Source organism: Streptomyces sp. NPDC008313 (assembly GCF_042956125.1).
Lineage (GTDB): Bacteria > Actinomycetota > Actinomycetes > Streptomycetales > Streptomycetaceae > Streptomyces.
Window position 1 is genome coordinate 13830 of record NZ_JBIBFR010000014.1, and the last position, 17939, is coordinate 31768.

At 71.5% G+C, this 17939-nt stretch carries 16 protein-coding genes and 2 tRNA genes; 10 read left to right on the plus strand and 8 right to left on the minus strand.

Going from position 1 to position 17939, the window contains the following annotated elements; all coding sequences use genetic code 11:
- The first annotated feature begins 30 nt into the window (after positions 1-30).
- The 4 genes from ACFY93_RS19860 to ACFY93_RS19875 all read left to right on the plus strand — a co-directional run bounded on the left by ACFY93_RS19860 (position 31) and on the right by ACFY93_RS19875 (position 3305).
- Positions 31-1146 carry an NAD-dependent epimerase/dehydratase family protein gene (locus ACFY93_RS19860; RefSeq protein WP_391360560.1) on the plus strand — a complete coding sequence of 372 codons (1116 nt, stop codon included), beginning with the start codon at positions 31-33 and terminating at the stop codon, positions 1144-1146.
- Positions 1147-1281: 135 nt separating this feature from the next.
- A complete protein-coding gene (locus ACFY93_RS19865; RefSeq protein WP_391360563.1) occupies positions 1282-1740 on the plus strand; it encodes a molybdenum cofactor biosynthesis protein MoaE in 459 nt (152 codons plus the stop codon).
- Positions 1741-1954: 214 nt separating this feature from the next.
- The gene (locus tag ACFY93_RS19870; protein ID WP_391360566.1) at positions 1955-2119 is read left to right on the plus strand and encodes a hypothetical protein; all 165 of its coding nucleotides are present in this window, start codon (positions 1955-1957) and stop codon (positions 2117-2119) included.
- 91 nt (positions 2120-2210) lie between these two features.
- Entirely contained in the window at positions 2211-3305 is a 1095-nt protein-coding gene (locus ACFY93_RS19875; protein WP_391360568.1) for a PDZ domain-containing protein, read from the plus strand.
- A gap of 36 nt (positions 3306-3341) precedes the next feature.
- Here ACFY93_RS19875 and ACFY93_RS19880 read toward each other — a convergent pair whose 3' ends face one another.
- Entirely contained in the window at positions 3342-3884 is a 543-nt protein-coding gene (locus ACFY93_RS19880; RefSeq protein ID WP_391360571.1) for a PPA1309 family protein, read from the minus strand.
- 136 nt (positions 3885-4020) lie between these two features.
- On the opposite strand from ACFY93_RS19880, the gene ACFY93_RS19885 reads away from it, so the two are divergent.
- The 4 genes from ACFY93_RS19885 (at position 4021) to ACFY93_RS19900 (ending at position 9503) form a co-directional block, all read left to right on the plus strand.
- On the plus strand, positions 4021-7008 hold the full coding sequence (locus ACFY93_RS19885; protein WP_391361063.1) for a UPF0182 family protein: 2988 nt from the start codon (positions 4021-4023) through the stop codon (positions 7006-7008).
- 43 nt (positions 7009-7051) lie between these two features.
- A tRNA-Met gene (locus ACFY93_RS19890) sits at positions 7052-7125 on the plus strand.
- A 228-nt stretch (positions 7126-7353) separates the two neighbouring features.
- The gene (locus ACFY93_RS19895; protein ID WP_391360574.1) at positions 7354-9315 is read left to right on the plus strand and encodes a sel1 repeat family protein; all 1962 of its coding nucleotides are present in this window, start codon (positions 7354-7356) and stop codon (positions 9313-9315) included.
- Between the two features lie 114 nt (positions 9316-9429).
- A tRNA-Met gene (locus tag ACFY93_RS19900) sits at positions 9430-9503 on the plus strand.
- 156 nt (positions 9504-9659) lie between these two features.
- Here ACFY93_RS19900 and ACFY93_RS19905 read toward each other — a convergent pair.
- The gene (locus ACFY93_RS19905; RefSeq protein WP_391360577.1) at positions 9660-10076 is read right to left on the minus strand and encodes a transcriptional repressor; all 417 of its coding nucleotides are present in this window, start codon (positions 10074-10076) and stop codon (positions 9660-9662) included.
- A gap of 135 nt (positions 10077-10211) precedes the next feature.
- On the opposite strand from ACFY93_RS19905, the gene ACFY93_RS19910 reads away from it, so the two are divergent.
- Positions 10212-11663, plus strand: a complete 1452-nt coding sequence (locus ACFY93_RS19910; protein ID WP_391360579.1) for a catalase — start codon at positions 10212-10214, stop codon at positions 11661-11663.
- Positions 11664-11770: 107 nt separating this feature from the next.
- Here the strand turns inward: ACFY93_RS19910 and ACFY93_RS19915 are convergent, their stop codons facing one another.
- Both ACFY93_RS19915 and hisN read right to left on the minus strand, forming a co-directional pair.
- Positions 11771-12172: a CBS domain-containing protein gene (locus ACFY93_RS19915; protein ID WP_391360581.1), complete on the minus strand. Its 402-nt coding sequence runs from the start codon at positions 12170-12172 to the stop codon at positions 11771-11773.
- Positions 12173-12501: 329 nt separating this feature from the next.
- Positions 12502-13302, minus strand: coding sequence for a histidinol-phosphatase (gene hisN / locus ACFY93_RS19920; RefSeq protein ID WP_391360583.1), 801 nt, complete (start codon positions 13300-13302; stop codon positions 12502-12504).
- A 189-nt stretch (positions 13303-13491) separates the two neighbouring features.
- On the opposite strand from hisN, the gene ACFY93_RS19925 reads away from it, so the two are divergent.
- Positions 13492-14148, plus strand: a complete 657-nt coding sequence (locus ACFY93_RS19925) for a TetR family transcriptional regulator (RefSeq protein WP_391360586.1) — start codon at positions 13492-13494, stop codon at positions 14146-14148.
- A gap of 3 nt (positions 14149-14151) precedes the next feature.
- Here ACFY93_RS19925 and ACFY93_RS19930 read toward each other — a convergent pair whose 3' ends face one another.
- From ACFY93_RS19930 to ACFY93_RS19945, 4 genes are all read right to left on the minus strand, one after another.
- Positions 14152-14475, minus strand: coding sequence for an SMR family transporter (locus tag ACFY93_RS19930; RefSeq protein ID WP_391360589.1), 324 nt, complete (start codon positions 14473-14475; stop codon positions 14152-14154).
- A gap of 188 nt (positions 14476-14663) precedes the next feature.
- Complete coding sequence (gene rsgA / locus ACFY93_RS19935; RefSeq protein WP_391360591.1) at positions 14664-15677, minus strand: ribosome small subunit-dependent GTPase A; 1014 nt, start codon at positions 15675-15677, stop codon at positions 14664-14666.
- A 16-nt stretch (positions 15678-15693) separates the two neighbouring features.
- Positions 15694-17034 carry a 3-phosphoshikimate 1-carboxyvinyltransferase gene (gene aroA / locus ACFY93_RS19940; RefSeq protein ID WP_391360593.1) on the minus strand — a complete coding sequence of 447 codons (1341 nt, stop codon included), beginning with the start codon at positions 17032-17034 and terminating at the stop codon, positions 15694-15696.
- Positions 17035-17131: 97 nt separating this feature from the next.
- A complete protein-coding gene (locus ACFY93_RS19945) occupies positions 17132-17854 on the minus strand; it encodes a M50 family metallopeptidase (protein WP_391360596.1) in 723 nt (240 codons plus the stop codon).
- Positions 17855-17939 lie beyond the last annotated feature (85 nt).

Genomic DNA, 17939 nt, shown 5'->3' on the forward strand with positions numbered 1-17939 from the left:
GCTACTGAAGACAACCGCTGGAGACGCCCGGTGAGTTCCCCAGATCCGCAGGTTCGCGCAGCGCGAAACCACTCAACCAGCCCGGCCGCGCGCGGGCCCGTCGTCGCGGTCACCGGCGCCGCGTCCGGTGTGGGCGCCCTGCTCACCGAGCGGCTCGCGGCCAGTGACGCGGTCGGCCGGGTCGTGGCCATCGACGAGCGCAGAGGCGAGTGCGCCGAGGCCCAGTGGCACGTCCTGGACGTCCGCGACCCGGCGATCGCCGAGAAGCTGCGGGGGGCCGACGTCGTCGTCCACCTCGCGCTCGACCTAGATCTGGAGACCGACGAGGCGGCTCGGAGCGCTTACAACGTCCGGGGGACACAGACCGTCCTGACGGCGGCCGCCGCCGCCGGCGTGCACCGGGTCGTGCTCTGCACCTCCGCGATGGTCTACGGGGCCCTGCCCGACAACGAGCTGCCCCTCTCCGAGGACGCCGAACTGCGCGCGACGGCCGAGGCCACCGGGGTCGGCGACCTCCTGGAGATCGAACGGCTCGCCCGCCGGGCGCCCCGGGCGCACCCCGGGCTCAATGTCACCGTCGTACGCCCCGCCGTACTGGTCGGCGGAGGTACGGACACGGCGCTGACCCGCTATTTCGAGTCGCCCAGACTGCTCGTGGTGGCCGGATCACGGCCCGCCTGGCAGTTCTGCCACGTCGAGGACCTCTGCACGGCCCTGGAGTACGCCGTGGCGGAGAAGGCGGAGGGGGAGCTGGCCGTCGGCTGCGACGGGTGGCTGGAGCAGGACGAGGTCGAGGAGCTCAGCGGCATCCGGCGGATGGAGCTGCCCTCCGCCGTCGCCCTGGGGGCGGCGGCCCGGCTGCACCGCATCGGCCTCACCCCGTCCCCGGCCGGGGACCTGGCGTACACGATGTACCCCTGGGTGGTGAGCGGGAGCCGCCTCCACGACGCCGGATGGCGGCCGAAGTGGACCAACGAGGAGGTCCTCGCTGAGCTGCTGGAGGAGGTCGCCGGACGGCACACCGTGGCCGGCCGCCGGCTGGGGCGCAAGGACGCGACCGCGGCGGGGGCCGCGGGGGCGACCGTCGCACTGCTGGGCACGGCCGCGCTCGTGCGCCGGGCGCGCAAGGCCCGGCGGCGCATCTGACCCGGGGCGCGGGACGGCGGCGGGAACGCGCGGTGCACGTCGCCGGAGGTCTGTAGGACGCTCCGAAGGCGCACGCGCGCGTGCCGGGTGATCCCTCTATTCCTCCGTGTCGCCCCCGTGGGGCACGATGGGGGTATGGCACCCCTCAACGACCACCCGGGTGAGCGCGCGGCGCAGGACCCCGTCAAGCTGCTCGCCGTCCGCGAGAGCGCGCTCTCCCTCGACGAGGTCTTCCGGGCCGTCGGGGACGACGCGTCCGGAGGCACGGCGCTCTTCGTGGGCACGGTACGCAACCACGACGGAGGCGCCTCCGTGGACGAGCTGGGGTACTCCTGTCATCCCAGTGCCGAGGCCGAGATGCGCCGGATCGCCGAGAAGATCGTCGCCGAGTACCCGGTGCGTGCCCTGGCGGCCGTCCACCGGGTGGGCGATCTCGCCGTGGGGGACCTCGCCGTGGTCGTAGCCGTCTCGTGCCCGCACCGGGGCGAGGCCTTCGAGGCGTGCCGCCGGCTCATCGACGACCTCAAGCACGAGGTGCCCATCTGGAAGCACCAGAAGTTCTCGGACGGCACCGAGGAATGGGTCGGCGCGTGAGCGCTGCCGTTGAGGGGTGGACGGGAGGGTGGGTGGGCGCGTGAGCGCTGCCGGCGCGCGCCGTCTTGGGCCGGTGGCCGGGCGGCGGACGGGCGGTGCCTGCTGACCGGCTGATTCCGGCGGCGTAACCCCACCCCTGGCGTGCGCGTTGTCCAGGTGGACGGTTAATCTGCTGATCAGTCAGTTGCCTCGTTCATGGGGTTGGGAGGTCGGCATGGCGGCGCTTGCCTGGTTGCTGATTCCGCTGTTCGCGGGAGTCGGTGCGGGCCTGTGGGGCAGTTGGGCCGGCCGGAATCGCAAGACCGGGGGCGACGGGCCCGAGCTCGCCGGTTACGCGCGCTTCCGGGAGGCCATGGAGAAGCCCCGCTCGCACACCTGAGCCGGCGGGGCCCGGCCGGTGCGCCCGGTCCCGGGCCCCGTACGGGCGGCCCTGACGGTGTGCTGACAGCCGGGTCCCGTACTGTCGTTCCATGCCACGCCGCACCGCGACGATGCTCGCCTCCACCCTGATGCTGATCGCGCTCCTGTGTGCGGGCGTGTTCATCGACGTGCCCTACGCGGAGATGTCCCCGGGCCCGACCGTGAACACGCTGGACGAGCACGACGGCGAGCCGGTGCTGCAGATCTCCGGCCGCAAGACGTACCCGGCGTCCGGCCACCTCAACATGACGACGGTCCGGGTCACCAGCGCCGACTACCGGATGAACCTCGTCGAGGCCGTGTACGGCTGGCTGGCGCACGACGACAAGGTCATCCCGCACGACACCCTCTACCCCGACGGCAAGACGGAGGAGGAGTCGACCCAGGAGAACGCCGAGGAGTTCAGCCAGTCCCAGGAGAGCGCCAAGGTGGCGGCCCTGAAGGAGCTGGACATCCCCGTGAAGTCCTGGGTGATCGTCTCCACCGTCGTCAAGGGCTCCCCGGCCGAGGGGAGGCTGCACGCGGGCGACGTCATCAAGGCCGTGGACGGCACGGCCGTCAAGGCGCCCGGTGACGTCGCGAAGCTGGTCACCAAGCACGCACCCGGTGAGAAGGTCGACTTCACGATCGTGCCGGCCAGGAAGCAGGCGGCCGCCGAGAAGGAGAAGAGGACGGCGACCGGGACGCGGCACGTCACGATCACGACCGAGAAGTCCGACGACGCCGGCAAGGAGCGGGCCATCGTCGGCATCTCCGCCGGGACCGACCACACCTTCCCGTTCACCATCGACATCAAGCTCGCCGACGTCGGGGGACCGAGCGCGGGCCTGATGTTCGCCCTCGGCATCGTCGACCGGCTCACCCCGGGCGATCTCACCGGCGGCGCGTTCGTCGCGGGCACCGGCACCATCGACGACGACGGCAAGGTCGGTCCGATCGGCGGCGTCGAGATGAAGACGGTCGGCGCGCGCGACAAGGGCGCCCAGTACTTCCTGACGCCCAAGGAGAACTGCGCGGCCGCCGCCGAGGACACCCCCGAGGGGCTCACGCTCGTCAAGGTGAACACCATCGACGACGCGCTGAGCGCCCTCAAGGACATCAGCTCCGGCAGGACCGGCGACCTGCCGAAGTGCACCACCGGGTAGGGCCCCGGGGAGCACAGGCCGCGCCGGTCCGCGGCGCTACTCGGCGAACGTCGCCGACAGCGCCTCCGCGAGACCCGGCACCAGGTCCGATCCGGTGAGCACCTCGGTCGCCGCGTCCTTCTCGCGCAGCCGCAGCGCGGAGTCACGGGTTCCGTCGCGCAGCACACCGACCGTCATCCGCACCTCCTGACGGTCGGGGTGCTCGGCGACCCACCGCGCCAGCTTCTTCTCGCCGAGGCCTTCCGGAACGGAGGCCTCCGCGGACGGCGGGAGCATCAGCCGCTCCACGGTGAGCGCGCAGCCGACGACCGCGTCCGGCCAGGCGATGGTGCCGAGGAACTCGTCCAGCGGTTTGCCCGCCGGGATCTCGTCCTGCTCGATGGGGGTGAGACCGCTGGTCTCCTGCTCGTCCTGCAGGCCGAGCTGGGCCGCGAGACCGGGCTCCTGGGCCCGCAGTCGCGCGGTGTCTACGAGGGCGAAGAGGCGAGCGGGCTGGTCCCAGCCGAGGCCGGAGGTGTACTCGTCGATCTCGAGCACGGCCCGGGTGAGGGGGTTCGCTGCCATGGGAGTGTTGGACATGGTCACAATCCTGCCTCGTTAGTACCCGGAAGCGGGAACCGAGTAAAGCGTGAGTAAGTTGCATAGGTGTGGGCTCCCGATCACGGGGGCCTGACGAATCAACAGCGACTTCGAGGTGCGCACCTTGGCTTTCCAGATGCCGGACCGCGGCGGAGGCCCGACGGGGCCACGGATCAGAGTGGGCCGACCGTCCCGGCGTGTCCGCACGCTGCTCATGACCCTGGGCGTGCTGGCCGTGCTGGCCATGGCGTTCGTCATGTTCGCCGGGTTCTGGACGGACTGGCTCTGGTACCGGTCGGTCGAGTACTCGTCGGTCTTCACCACCACCCTGTGGACCAAGATCGGGCTCTTCTTCGTCTTCGGTCTGCTGATGGCGGCCGCGGTCGGCGTCAACATCTGGCTGGCCCACAGACTGCGCCCGCCCCTGAGCGCCATGTCGATGGAGCAGCAGAACCTCGACCGGTACCGGATGGGCGTCGCGCCCTACAAGAAGTGGCTGCTCCTCGGCATCACCGCCCTGGTCGGGCTGATCGCCGGCGCCTCCGCGTCGGGCCAGTGGCGTACGTGGCTGATGTGGGTGAACGGCGTGCCGTTCCACCAGAAGGACCCGCAGTTCCACCTCGACGTCTCCTTCTACGCCTTCGAGCTGCCCTGGTACCGCTTCCTGCTGGGCTTCGGCTTCGCGGCCACGGTGCTGTCGCTGATCGCCGCCGCGCTTACGCACTACCTGTACGGCGGCCTGCGGATCACCAGCCCCGGGGCGCGTGCCACGGCCGCGGCCACCGGGCACCTCTCCGTACTGCTGGGCGTCTTCGTCGCGCTGAAGGCGGTCGCCTACTGGCTCGACCGGTACGGGCTCGCGGTGAAGTCCAGCGACTTCAAGGCGACCGGCAACTGGACGGGCCTTCGGTACGTGGACGCCAACGCGTATCTGCCCGCCAAGACGATCCTGTTCTGCATCGCCGTCATCTGCGCCCTGCTGTTCTTCGCCACCCTGTGGCGGCGCACCTGGCAGCTGCCGGTCATCGGCTTCGGCCTGATGGTGCTCTCCGCCATCCTCATCGGCGGCCTGTACCCCGCGATCGTCCAGAAGTTCCAGGTGCAGCCGAACGAGCAGGCCAAGGAAGCGCCGTACGTCGAGAAGAACCTGAAGGCGACGCGCGAGGCCTACGGCATCGACGGTGCCGACGTCACGGAGTACCCGGGCAAGAGCGACACCAAGGACACGGCGAAGCTGCGTGAGGACGCCAACGGCACGGCGAGCATCCGCCTGCTGGACCCGAACATCGTCTCGCCGACGTTCGAGCAGATCCAGGAGATGAAGGACTACTACGCCTTCCCCGCCAACCTGGACGTCGACCGGTACACGAAGAACGGCACGGACCAGGACACGGTCATCGGTCTGCGTGAGCTGGATCTCAAGGGCATCCCGAAGAACAACTGGATCAACGACCACTTCCGCTACACCCACGGTTTCGGCGCGGTCGCGGCCAAGGGCACGACCGCCGACTCCGACGGCCGCCCGGTTTTCACCGAGTCCGACCTGCCGTCCAAGGGCAACCTCGGCGACTACGAGCAGCGGATCTACTACGGCGAGGGCACCAAGCAGTACTCGATCGTCGGCGGTCCCCAGAAGGAGATCGACTACTCCGACAACAAGGGCGAGAAGACCACCAGCTACAAGGGCGACAGCGGGGTCAGTCTCTCCAACCCGGTCAACCGGGCCGCGTACGCGGTGGCCTTCAGTGAGCCCCAGATCCTTTACTCGGGCGCGATCGGCGACGGTTCCCGGATCCTCTACAACCGGACGCCCAAGGACCGTGTGGAGGCGGTGGCGCCGTGGCTGACCATCGACGGCGACGCCTATCCTGCCGTGGTCGACGGCCGGATCCAGTGGATCGTCGACGCCTACACCACGACCAACGGATATCCGTACGCCTCGCGCACCACGCTCGGTGACACGACGGCCGACTCGCTGACCGCCGCCAACAACCAGCGGGCGGTGGTGGCCCAGCAGAACCAGGTCAACTACATCCGCAATTCGGTGAAGGCGACCGTCGACGCGTACACCGGCAAGGTCACGCTGTACGAGTGGGACACCAAGGACCCGGTCCTGAAGACCTGGGAGAAGGCCTTCCCCGGCACGGTGAAGTCGCGCGGCGACATCCCGCAGTCGCTGATGGACCACCTCAGGTACCCGCAGGACCTGTTCAAGGTCCAGCGCGAACTGCTGACCCGCTACCACGTGAAGGACGCGCAGACGTTCCTCAGCGGCAGCGAGGTGTGGCAGGTCCCGGACGACCCGACCAACAAGACGGGCAACGCCGTTCCGCCGTACTACCTGAGCATGCGGATGCCGGACCAGCAGGCGCAGGCGTTCTCGCTGACGACGACGTTCACGCCGAACGGCCGGGACAACCTGAGCGCCTTCATGTCGGTCAACGCGGAGGCGGGCACCGACGACTACGGCAAGATCAGAGTCCTGAAACTGCCGACGAGCAGAACCGTCGACGGGCCCAAACAGGTCCAGAGCCAGTTCAACTCCGAACAGGACATCGCCGAGTCGATCAGGCTGCTGAGAGGCGGCGACTCGGACGTCGAGTACGGCAACCTGCTGACGGTGCCGCTCGACGGAGGCCTGCTCTACGTGGAGCCTGTCTACGTACGCGGTGGTGGGCTCAAGTACCCGCTGCTGCGGAAGGTGCTGGTGACCTACGGAGGCAACACCGCCTTCGAGGACACGCTCGACGAGGCGCTCAACAAGGTGTTCGGAGCGGAGGGCTCGACGAAACCGCCGTCCGACGAGGACACCACGAAACCGCCGGCCAAGGGCAACCCGACGGTCGAGGCCGCGCTCGACGACGCCCAGAAGGCATTCGACGCCGGTCAGGACGCCCTGAAGAAGCAGGACTGGGACGCGTACGGCAAGGCGCAGAAGGACCTCGAGGACGCGCTGCAGCGTGCCGCGGACGCCCAGGCCAAGGCCGGCAGCGCCGGCGACAGCGGCAAGAACGGCGACAAGAGCACGGACAAGGCGGGAGACAAGGACGGCGGCACCTCACAGGCTGCCAAGGACTCCGCCAAGGACTCCGACAAGAGTGACGGGAGCGGCGACAGCGGCTGATCAGGAGCGCCCCCCGCGCCGTGGTACGGTTGCAACACAACGGCGCGGGGTGGAGCAGCTCGGTAGCTCGCTGGGCTCATAACCCAGAGGTCGCAGGTTCAAATCCTGTCCCCGCTACTGAAGACGAAGGCCCGAATCCTCAGGGATTCGGGCCTTCGTCATGTCCGGATGTGGACAGGCACGGATATGGGTAGGTGATCACGACGCGCGCGAAGACCGCGTGATGCGAAGGGAGTTGGAGTATCTGTGTTTGACTTGTCTCTCTGTGGGCATGTCGACAAAACGCTGTAGTGACCTCAATGGCTGCGGTATACCAGGTGTACCCAGGTTGCAGGTGGTGCGACGATGGACGTTATGGGGGACAAGGCAACTCTGTTGGATACAGGGCGTTTTGTGCAGCCTCCCGACCGGGACGAGGCCGGCGAGGCTGTCGAGGAGGCTCGTCAGCGGCTCGCCGCCGAAGCCGGCGACGTCGAGGCGATGAGCGTCCTCGGAGCCATGCTCCTGCGCCGCGGTGATCTCGACGGGGCCGAGCCGCAGTTGCGTGCCGCCACCGCCGCCGGTGACCGGGCGGCCGCCAACAACCTGGGTGTCCTCCTGCACCAGCGCGGATACGCGGAGGAGGCCGCCGGCTGGTGGCGGATCGCCGCCGTGGCCGGGTCCGCGGCCGCCGCGCACGCGCTCGGGCGCCACCACCGCGAGCGTGGCGACGAGCCGGCCGCCGAGTACTGGCTGCGCCAGTCCGCCGAGCAGGGCCACGCCCTCGGCGCCTACGCGCTCGCGGACCTCCTGGAGCACCGGGGCGACGCGGGGGCCCCGGCCTGGATGCGCACCGCCGCCGAACACGGTCACCGCGAGGCCGCGTACCGGCTGGCCCGGGCGCTCGACCGGAGAGGGAACGCCGGGGGCGCCCGGGAGGCGGAGAGCGCCGGGGACGCCGGACCGCCGTCCCCGGCCTGGGGAGCGGAGCAGGCCGCCGCGCGTACGGCTTCCGGCACGGGTGCGCGTACGGTTCCCGGCCGGGTCCCCGCCGCGCGCCGGGGCGACAGCGGTGCCGGCACCGATGCCGGTGCCGGCCCGGCCGCCGGCAAGGGTGGCGAGGCAGAGCAGTGGTATCGCCAGGCCGCCGCGCGCGGGCACCGGCGGGCCGCACTGCATCTCGGCGCGCTCCTGGAGAAGCGGGGCGAGCTCAAGGAGGCCGGACGCTGGTATCTGACGGCCGCCAAGGACGGCGAGGCCCGGGCCGCGTGCGCGCTCGGCTTCCTGCTGCGCGACGCGGGCGACACCGAGAGCGCCGCCGTCTGGTGGCTGCGGGCCGCCCAGGACGGCGACGGCAACGCCGCGAACGCGCTGGGCGCGCTGCACGCCGAGCGGGGCGAGACCCAGACCGCCGAGCGGTGGTACCGCGCCGCCATGGACGCGGGCGACGTCAACGGCGCGTACAACCTGGGGCTGCTCTGCGCCGAGCAGGGCCGCACCACCCAGGCCGAGCAGTGGTACCGGCGCGCCGCGTACGCCGGGCACCGGGAGGCGGCGAACGCGCTCGCCATCCTGCTGCTCCAGGTCGGCGACGCGGCGGGGGCGGAGCCGTGGTTCTCCAAGGCCGCGGAGGCGGGCAGCGTGGACGCCGCGTTCAACCTCGGCATCCTGTACTCGGGGCGCGGCACCGACGACGCCGAGGCGATCGCGCTGCGGTGGTACGAGCGGGCGGCGGCGGCCGGGCACACCGAGGCGGCGCTGCAGGTCGCCATCGCGCGGCTGCGCGACGGCGACGAGCGCGCGGCCGAGCGTCATCTGCGGTCCGCGGCGGGCGGCGGCAGCGCGGAGGCGGCCTACCGGCTCGCGGCCGTGCTGGACGCGCGGCGCCCGCCCGCCCCGGAGCACGAGCTCGGCGAGCCCGCGCACGAGAAGTCCGAGTGCGAGGAGTGGTACGAGCGGGCCGCTTCCCAGGGGCACCGGCGCGCCCAGGTGCGGGTCGGCATGCTCGCCGCGGCACGGGGAGACGTCGTCGAGGCCGCGCGCTGGTACCGCGAGGCGGCGGAGGCGGGCTCCCGCAACGGGGCGTTCAACCTCGGGCTGCTGCTGGCCAGGGAGGGGAGTGAGCCGGAGGCCGCGATGTGGTGGGCCCGGGCGGCCGACGCGGGCCACGGGCGGGCGGCCCTCCGGCTGGCGCTGGTCTACGCGCGACGCGGGGAGCTGGCGGAGGGCCAGCGGTGGGCCGACCGCGCGGTGACGCTCGGTCCGGCCGAGGTGTCCGAGCGGGCGGCACGGCTCCGCGACGCGCTGCGGCAGGAACTGTCCGCCTGAGCGGGCCAGTGCGCCTGAACGGCGGGCAGGTGCGCCCTTCGCCCCGCCGTCCGAGCGGCCTCTTCGATGAATTTGCGCTGGTCCACACGGTTGACGTACTGTTGCATTCATCGACGCGGGGTGGAGCAGCTCGGTAGCTCGCTGGGCTCATAACCCAGAGGTCGCAGGTTCAAATCCTGTCCCCGCTACTGAAGACCGAAGGCCCGGAACCACTGGTTCCGGGCCTTCGGTGTGTCCGGGGTCCCGTCGTGCGCGCGGGCACCGTCGGCAGGCGCCCACGCGAAAGTCCCGGCACCGTCGGGTGCCGGGACTTCGGAGAGCGGGCGGGCGGGTCGGCCGGGCGGTCAGGCCGTCGCGCAGTTCGGGCAGACGCCCCGGTAGGTCACCTCGACGTCGGACACGGTGAAGCCGAAGCGCTCCGAGTCGGGCAGGTCGGCGAGCGGGTTGCCGCTCGGGTGCACGTCGCGGATCGCGCCGCAGTGGGCGCAGACCAGGTGGTGGTGCGGGCGGTGCGCGTTCGGGTCGTACCGCTTGGCGCGCTTGTCCGTGGCGACTTCCAGCACCTCGCCCAGGGACACCAGCTCGCCCAGCGTGTTGTACACCGTGGCGCGGGAGATCTCCGGGAGCTTCACGACAGCGCGGGCGTGCACCTCGTCCGCCGTCAGGTGCACGTGGTCACCGTCGAGCACCTCGGCCACGACACGTCGCTGCGCCGTCATGCGCCAGCCTCGTCCGCGCAGCCGTTCCAAAAGGTCACTCATAGGACCACCTTAACAGCAAAGGGACCAGTTTCCGAACAGGTGTGACTTTGGATGCCTGCTTGACTTAGACAAAGTCTATCGTAGGATCGAGTCGTACAAGAGGACCCGCCGGACAGGTATACGCAGGAGGCGCACGTGACGCAGGGACCGCTTACGACGGAGGCCGGCGCGCCGGTGGCCGACAACCAGAACAGCGAGACCGCGGGCGCGGGCGGCCCCGTCCTCGTCCAGGACCAGCTGCTGCTCGAGAAGCTGGCCCGCTTCAACCGCGAGCGCATCCCGGAGCGGATCGTGCACGCACGGGGCGCCGGTGCGTACGGCACCTTCCGGCTGACGCGTGACGTGTCCCGGTGGACGCGTGCGGCGTTCCTCTCCGAGGTCGGCAAGGAGACCGAGGTCTTCGCCCGGTTCTCCACGGTCGCGGGCAACCTCGGCGCGGCGGACGCGGTGCGTGACCCGCGCGGCTTCGCGCTGAAGTTCTACACGGAGGAGGGGAACTACGACCTCGTCGGCAACAACACCCCGGTGTTCTTCATCAAGGACGCCATCAAGTTCCCGGACTTCATCCACACCCAGAAGCGCGACCCGTACACCGGTTCCCAGGAGGCGGACAACGTCTTCGACTTCTGGGGTCTGAGCCCGGAGTCCACGCACCAGGTGACCTGGCTCTTCGGCGACCGCGGCATCCCCGCCTCGTACCGGCACATGGACGGCTTCGGCTCCCACACCTACCAGTGGAACAACGAGGCCGGCGAGGTCTTCTGGGTCAAGTACCACTTCAAGACCGACCAGGGCATCAAGTGCCTGACCGCCGAGGAGGCGGAGGTCCTCGCGGGCAAGGACCCCGACTCGCACCAGCGGGACCTGCGCGAGTCGATCGAGCGGGGCGAGTTCCCGTCCTGGACGGTCGGCGTGCAGATCATGCCGGCGGCCGAGGCGGCCGGCTACCGCTTCAACCCGTTCGACCTGACCAAGGTGTGGCCGCACGCGGACTACCCGGTCATCGAGATCGGCGCGATGGAGCTCAACCGCAACCCGGAGAACATCTTCGCCGAGGTCGAGCAGTCGGCCTTCAGCCCCGCGGCCTTCGTGCCCGGCATCGGCCCGTCTCCGGACAAGATGCTCCAGGGCCGCCTCTTCGCCTACGCGGACGCCCACCGCTACCGGGTCGGCATCAACGCCGACCTGCTGCCGGTCAACCGCCCGCACGCGACCGAAGCGCGCACCAACTACCGTGACGGCTACATGTACGACGGCCGCCACAAGGGTGCGAAGAACTACGAGCCGAACAGCTTCGGCGGCCCCTTCCAGACGGACCGGCCGCTGTGGCAGCCCGTCCCGGTCACGGGCGTCACGGGTGACTCCCCGGCTCCGGTGCACGCCGAGGACAACGACTTCGTGCAGGCCGGCAACCTCTACCGGCTGATGTCCGAGGACGAGAAGCAGCGTCTCGTCGACAACCTCGCGGGCGCCCTCTCCGGTGTCTCCCGTGACGACATCGCCGAGCGTGCGATCAACAACTTCCGCCAGGCGGACGGTGACTTCGGCAAGCGGCTGGAGGCCGCGGTCCAGGCCCTGCGCGGCTGACCGGTACTGGATCGCTTGTCGTGGGCCGCGGGCCGGATCCCCTCACGGGGGTCCGGCCCGCTCGCCGTTCGCGGGGCCGCCCGGTGCCGGGCGGCCCCGTCGCGCGGTCAGCTCGCCAGGGAGGCCTCGGCGCGCCGGGCCGGAGCCCAGCAGCGGATGATGTCGCGGACCGAGACGACTCCGACGGGGCCGTTGTGTTCGAGCACGATCAGATGGCGGAAGCCGCCGTGCGACATGGCTGCCGCCGCCTCCTCCAGGGTCCAGGTAGGGCCGGCGAAGACCACGTCGGTGGTGGTGTGGGTGCCGGCTGTCTCGGTGTCGGGATTCTGGCCGTGGGCCAGGGAGTTGAGGATGTCGCGTTCGGTGAGGATTCCCAGGCCGCAGGAGTCCTCGTCGAGGACGACGGCGGCGCCGACGTGGCGCGCCGACATCAGCCGGGCCGCCTGTCGGAGGGTGTGTGTCGGGCCGATGGTGAGGACCACCGTACTCATGGCGTCGCGGACGAGCATGGGCGGAAGCCACCTCCTTGGTGAAGCGCCAGGAGAAGCGATTCACAAGTTCACAAGTGGGGGCTCTCAGAGTCGCAGGCAAAGGGACGGTCAACAAGGGGGCGTGCGCGGTGAATTCGGGGCGCACGGCTGCGGGCCCGCCACCCATCAGCCGACCTCGCCCCGCGCCCGGCTCGCCCCGCCACCGGCCGGCCTCACCCCGCGCCCGGCCCGGACGTGGCGCCGCCCGGTCCCAGCCCTGGCCCCTGCACCGTCCGGCCACGGCCCCGCCCGGCCCGCTGCCGTCCGGGAGCGACTCCGCCCGGGCCGACAGGCGGGCGGCCGCCCGCTCAGTACCGCTGGTTCAGATAGCCCAGGAGTTCGTCGTGGAGGGTGCCGTTCGACGCGGCGGCGTTGCCGCTGTGGGGGCCCGGACGTCCGTCGAGGCCGGTGAAGGAGCCGCCCGCCTCGGTCACGATGATCGCGTTCGCCGCCATGTCCCAGAGCGAGAGCTCGGGTTCGGCGCAGATGTCGACGGACCCCTCCGCGACCATCATGTACGGCCAGAAGTCGCCGTACCCGCGCGTGCGCCAGACCGCCTTCGTGAGGTCCAGGAAGCCGTCCAGGCGGCCCTGGTCCTCCCAGCCGGTCAGCGAGGAGTACGCGAACGAGGCGTCCGCCATCCGCGACACCCCCGACACCCGCAGCCGGGACGCGGACGACAGGCTGCGCCCCGTGAAGGCGCCGTGGCCCTTCGCGGCCCACCAGCGGCGGCTGAGCGCCGGCGCCGAGACCACGCCGACGACCGGCTCGAAGCCGCTCTCGCCCGCTTCCATCAGGGAGATCAGTGTCGCCCAGACGGGTACTCCGCGTACGTAGTTCTTGGTTCCGTCGATCGGGTCGATCACCCAGCGGCGCGGGCCGGTGCCCTCGATGCCGTACTCCTCACCGAGCACGGCGTCCCGTGGGCGCGCCCGCTGGAGCTGGCCGCGGATCAGCTCCTCCGAGGCCTTGTCCGCCTCGCTCACCGGCGTCATGTCCGGCTTGGTCTCGACCTTGAGGTCGAGCGCCTTGAAGCGGTCCATCGTGGCGGCGTCGGCGGCATCCGCCAGAACATGGGCGAGGCGCAGGTCATCGAGATAGTCGGGCATGACGAAACCGTATCCGGCCCACTCGGGCCGCAACCATACGGCCGGGCGGTCATCTCGCGGACCGGCCTCTCGCCGTACGGTCCGCGAGAGCGCGCCTTCCCGCGTCGGGCACCCTTGACAGGGTCCGTGTACGCGTCAAATCTGTGGTGTCGGAGTCGCTAGGGCCTGCCGGTCGGCCCCGGGGAGGCGATGATGCCCGCAGCGCGGGAGGTCTTACTGGACGCCGCCTACGCGGCGCTCGCCCGTCGGCCGTGGTCCGCGGTCCGGATGGTGGACGTCGCCGCCCTGGCCGGAGTGTCCCGCCAGACGCTCTACAACGAGTTCGGGAGCAAGGAGGGGATCGCCCGCGCCCTCGTCCGCCGGGAGGCCGACGCCTACCTGGCCGGGGCGGAACGCGCGCTGGCCTCGCACGCCGACCCCTGGGAGCGGCTCGTCGCGACCGCCGAGTGGACGGTCTCGGCGGCGCGCGCCAACCCTCTGGTGCGGGCCCTGCTCACCGGCTGCTGGAGCCGGCGGCTGCCCGCGCCGACGCTCTCCGCGGTGCGGTCGTCGTCCGCGGTGCCCGCGCAGCGCCGGGCCGACGCGGCGCTTCCCTCGCCCGCCGACCTCGTGGCGCTGGTCCGGGACCGCGCCGTCGCCGCCCTCACCGCGCACGGCGCGTCCGTCACCCACGGCGCTCCGGCCACGCACGGCGCTCCCCGATCCGGAGCCCGCGAACTCGCCCGCTCCTGCGAACTCGTCGTGCGCCTCGCCCTGTCCTGCGTGGCCGCGCCCCCGGAGCGCGGCGGCGTCGCGGACCTGGTGCGCGGCGCCCTCGGCGCGCTCGACGGGCGGGTCCCGCGGTGAGGGTCAGTGGGCCGAGCCGGACAGCTGGAGGCCGATCACTCCGACGATCACGAAGGTGATCGACACGATCTTGAGCGTCGAGACCAGGTCACCCAGGAAGATCATCCCGTAGACCGCCGTGCCCGCCGCGCCGATGCCGGTCCACACCGCGTAGGCGGGGCCGACGTCGAGCTTGCGCAGCGACAGTGTGAGCAGACCGAAACTGCCCAGTGCGAAGGTGCAGAAAGCCACCGTGGGCCACAGCCGGGTGAACCCGTGGGACAGTTTCAGACAGACGGCGAAGCCGGTCTCCAGTATCCCCGCCACAACGACCAGCAGCCACGCCATGTGCTGTCCTCCCGTGTCCCCACGTTCCGTGACTGGTTCGCCCGGCTCGGATCCGGCCTGCCCGAGTGTGCCGAGTATGCATTTACCGGCCCGCGGATCACCCAAACAACGCGGAGGTCATCGACTTCCGGCCGACGGACCGCGGACCGCCCCCGCTCGGCCGCTCCCCGTACTCCGCCGACGGGCCGTCAGTCGCCCTCCGTGCGCTCCCGGGTGGAGAGCAGCCTGCGCAGGGAGTAGAGCCGGGCCGGGTCGGCGTGGCCCTTCTCCACCCACTCGTCCAGGGCGCAGTCCGGCTCGTCGTGGCTGCACGCGCGAGGGCAGCCCTCGGTGCCGGGCTCCAGGTCGGGGAAGGCGTGGATGACGCGGGACGGATCGACGTGGTGCAGGCCGAAGGACCGTACGCCCGGTGTGTCGATCACCCATCCGCCGCCCATGTCCGGCAGCGGGATCGCCCGCGCCGACGTGGTCGTGTGCCGGCCGCGGCCCGTGACGGCGTTGACGACGCCGGTGCTGCGCCGCCGCTCCCGTGACACCAGGGCGTTGACGAGGGTCGTCTTGCCGACCCCCGAGTGCCCGACGAACGCCGTGATCTTGCCGTCCAGCTGCTCGCGCACCCGGTCCACCGCGGCGCCGCTCTCCAGCTCCGCCCGGCTGGTGACGACGTAGGGGACGCCCAGGGCTCCGTACAGCTCCAGGAGTTCGTCGGGCGGCGCCAGGTCCGACTTGGTCAGCACCAGCAGCGGGTCGAGGCCGCCGTCGTACGCGGCGACCAGGCAGCGGTCGATCAGCCGGGGGCGCGGCTCCGGGTCGGCCAGGGCGGTGACGATCGCCAGCTGGTCGGCGTTGGCCACGACCACCCGCTCGTAGGGATCGTCGTCGTCGGCCGTGCGCCGCAGGACCGAGGTGCGGGTCCCGATGCGGACGATCCGGGCGAGGGTGTCCTTCTTGCCGGTCAGGTCGCCGACCAGGGCCACCTGGTCGCCCACCACAGCGGCCTTGCGGCCGAGTTCGCGGGCCTTCATGGCCAGCACGAGCCGGTCCTCGACGAGGCAGGTCAGCCGGCCCCGGTCGACGGTGAGGACCATGCCCTCCGCGGCGTCCTCGTGCTTCGGCCGGATGTTCGTCCGCGGCCGGTTGCCCTTGCGGTTGGGACGGGAGCGGATGTCGTCCTCGTCGGTGTGCTTGCCGTAGCGGCGCATGATCCGTGTCCGCCCGTCAGTTCCCGAGCATTCCGGCCCACAGTTCGGGGAAGTCCGGCAGGGTCTTCGCCGTCGTCGCCACGTTCTCGATGCGCACGCCCTCGACCAGCAGGCCGATGACGGCACCCGCGGTCGCCATGCGGTGGTCGTCGTACGTGTGGAAGGTGCCGCCGTGCAGCGGGCGCGGGCGGATGTGCAGTCCGTCGGCGGTCTCGGTGACGTCGCCGCCGAGTTCGTTGATCTCCTTGGTGAGCGCGGCGAGCCGGTCCGTCTCGTGCAGCCGGAGGTGGGCGACGCCCCTCAGGGTCGAGGGGGAGTCGGCGAGGGCGGCGACCGCCGCGATGCCTGGGGTCAGCTCGCCGACCTCGCTCAGGTCCACGTCGATGCCGTGGATCGCGCCGGTGCCGGAGAACTCCAGGCCGCCGTCGGTCAGTTCGCAGGAACCACCCATCTCGGTGAAGATCTCGCGCAGCCTGTCGCCCGGCTGGGTGGTCCGCTCGGGCCAGTCGGGGACGACGACCCGGCCGCCGGTCACCAGGGCCGCCGCCAGGAACGGCTGGGCGTTGGACAGGTCCGGCTCGACGGTGAGGTCGCGGCCGAGGAGGGCACCCGGGGTGACGCGCCAGACGTTCGGCTCGCCGCCCGACTCGGGGGTGTCGACCTGGGCGCCGACCGCGCGCAGCATGTCGACGGTCATCCGGATGTGCGGCATGGACGGCAGCGACGAGCCGGTGTGACGCACCTCCACGCCCTGGTTGAAGCGGTGCCCGGACAGCAGGAGCGCCGAGACGAACTGCGAGGACGAGGACGCGTCGATCTCGACGGGGCCGCCCTCCAGGGCGCCGCCGCCGTGCACGGTCAGCGGCAGCGCGCCCCGGCTGTCGTCGTCGATGCGGGCGCCGAGGACGCGCAGCGCGTCGATCACACCGTTCAACGGGCGCTCGTACGAGCGGGGGTCGCCGTCGAAGCGGATGGGGCCGTCGGCGAGCGCGGCGACCGGAGGCAGGAAGCGCATCACCGTGCCGGCGTTGCCGACGTCCACCGTGGCCGGGCCGTGCAGGCCCGAAGGGATGACCCGCCACGCCTCGCCGGAGGCGTCCGAGCCGGGGGCGGCGGCGGAGCTGGACGACACCGTCTCCTCGATGCCGACCCCCATCGCGCGCAGGGCGCCGGCCATGAGCAGCGTGTCCCGGGAACGCAGCGGACGGCGCAGCCAGCCGGGCTCGGAGGCCAGCGCGGCCAGCACCAGGGCGCGGTTGGTGACCGACTTCGACCCGGGCACGTGGACCCGCGCGTCGACGGCCGCGCTCGCGTGCGGGGCGGGCCAGAGAGGGGCGTGAGCGGGATTAACGGTCATGCGCACCACTTTAGTGGCTGACGATGGGCGGAGATCTTGATCAGAAGTGGCGGAATACGAGCGGAACCCGCCTCCGCCGCGTGAGGGGGCGCGCGGTTCAGAGCCCCAGGAGCCAGCGGCCCCCGCCCACCAGGGAGCAGAGCGAGACCGCGTGGAAGAGGAACAGCCACAGGCCGGCCGGGACGTTCGTCAGCCGGGCGAGCTGGTCCGCGTCGGAGTCGCCCGCGGCGCCGCGGGCGCGCTTGGCCTGGAGTTCGAACGGCGGGCGGACACCGCCCAGGAGGAGGAACCAGACCACCGCGTAGGCGAACGCCGCCTGCACCTGGGGGCCGGCGAGCCACGAGACCAGCAGGAAGGTGCCGCCGGTGAGGACGACGGTGAGCGCCCCGTAGGCGTTGCGGATCATCACGAGCATGACCAGCAGCAGCGCCGTGGCCAGCCACAGCAGCGCGGTGATGTGTCCCGCGGCCAGCAGCGCGGCCCCGCCGAGGCCCAGCAGCGGGGGAGCGGTGTAGCCCGAGGCCGCGGTGAGGATCATGCCGAGCCCGGTCGGCTTCCCGCGGCTGACGGTGAGACCACTGGTGTCGGAGTGCAGCCGGATGCCGCTGAGGCTGCGCCCCGTGAGGAGCGCCACCAGCCCGTGGCCGCCCTCGTGCGCGATGGTGACGGCGTTGCGGGCGACCCGCCAGACGCCCTGTGGCAGGACCGCCGCCAGCGCGGCGACCAGGGTGGCTATGACCACCCAGGTGTCCGGGTCCGGCTGACTGCCGAAGACCTCGTCCCAGAGATCGCCGAGCGAGGTGAACGCGGTGCTGTCCATGGTCGGTGGGGGCTCCCTCAGGTCGCGGTCGTGGGGTGTCCGGCGCGCGCGCCGTGTCCGAAAGTGGTGGCCGGGCGACGGGTGG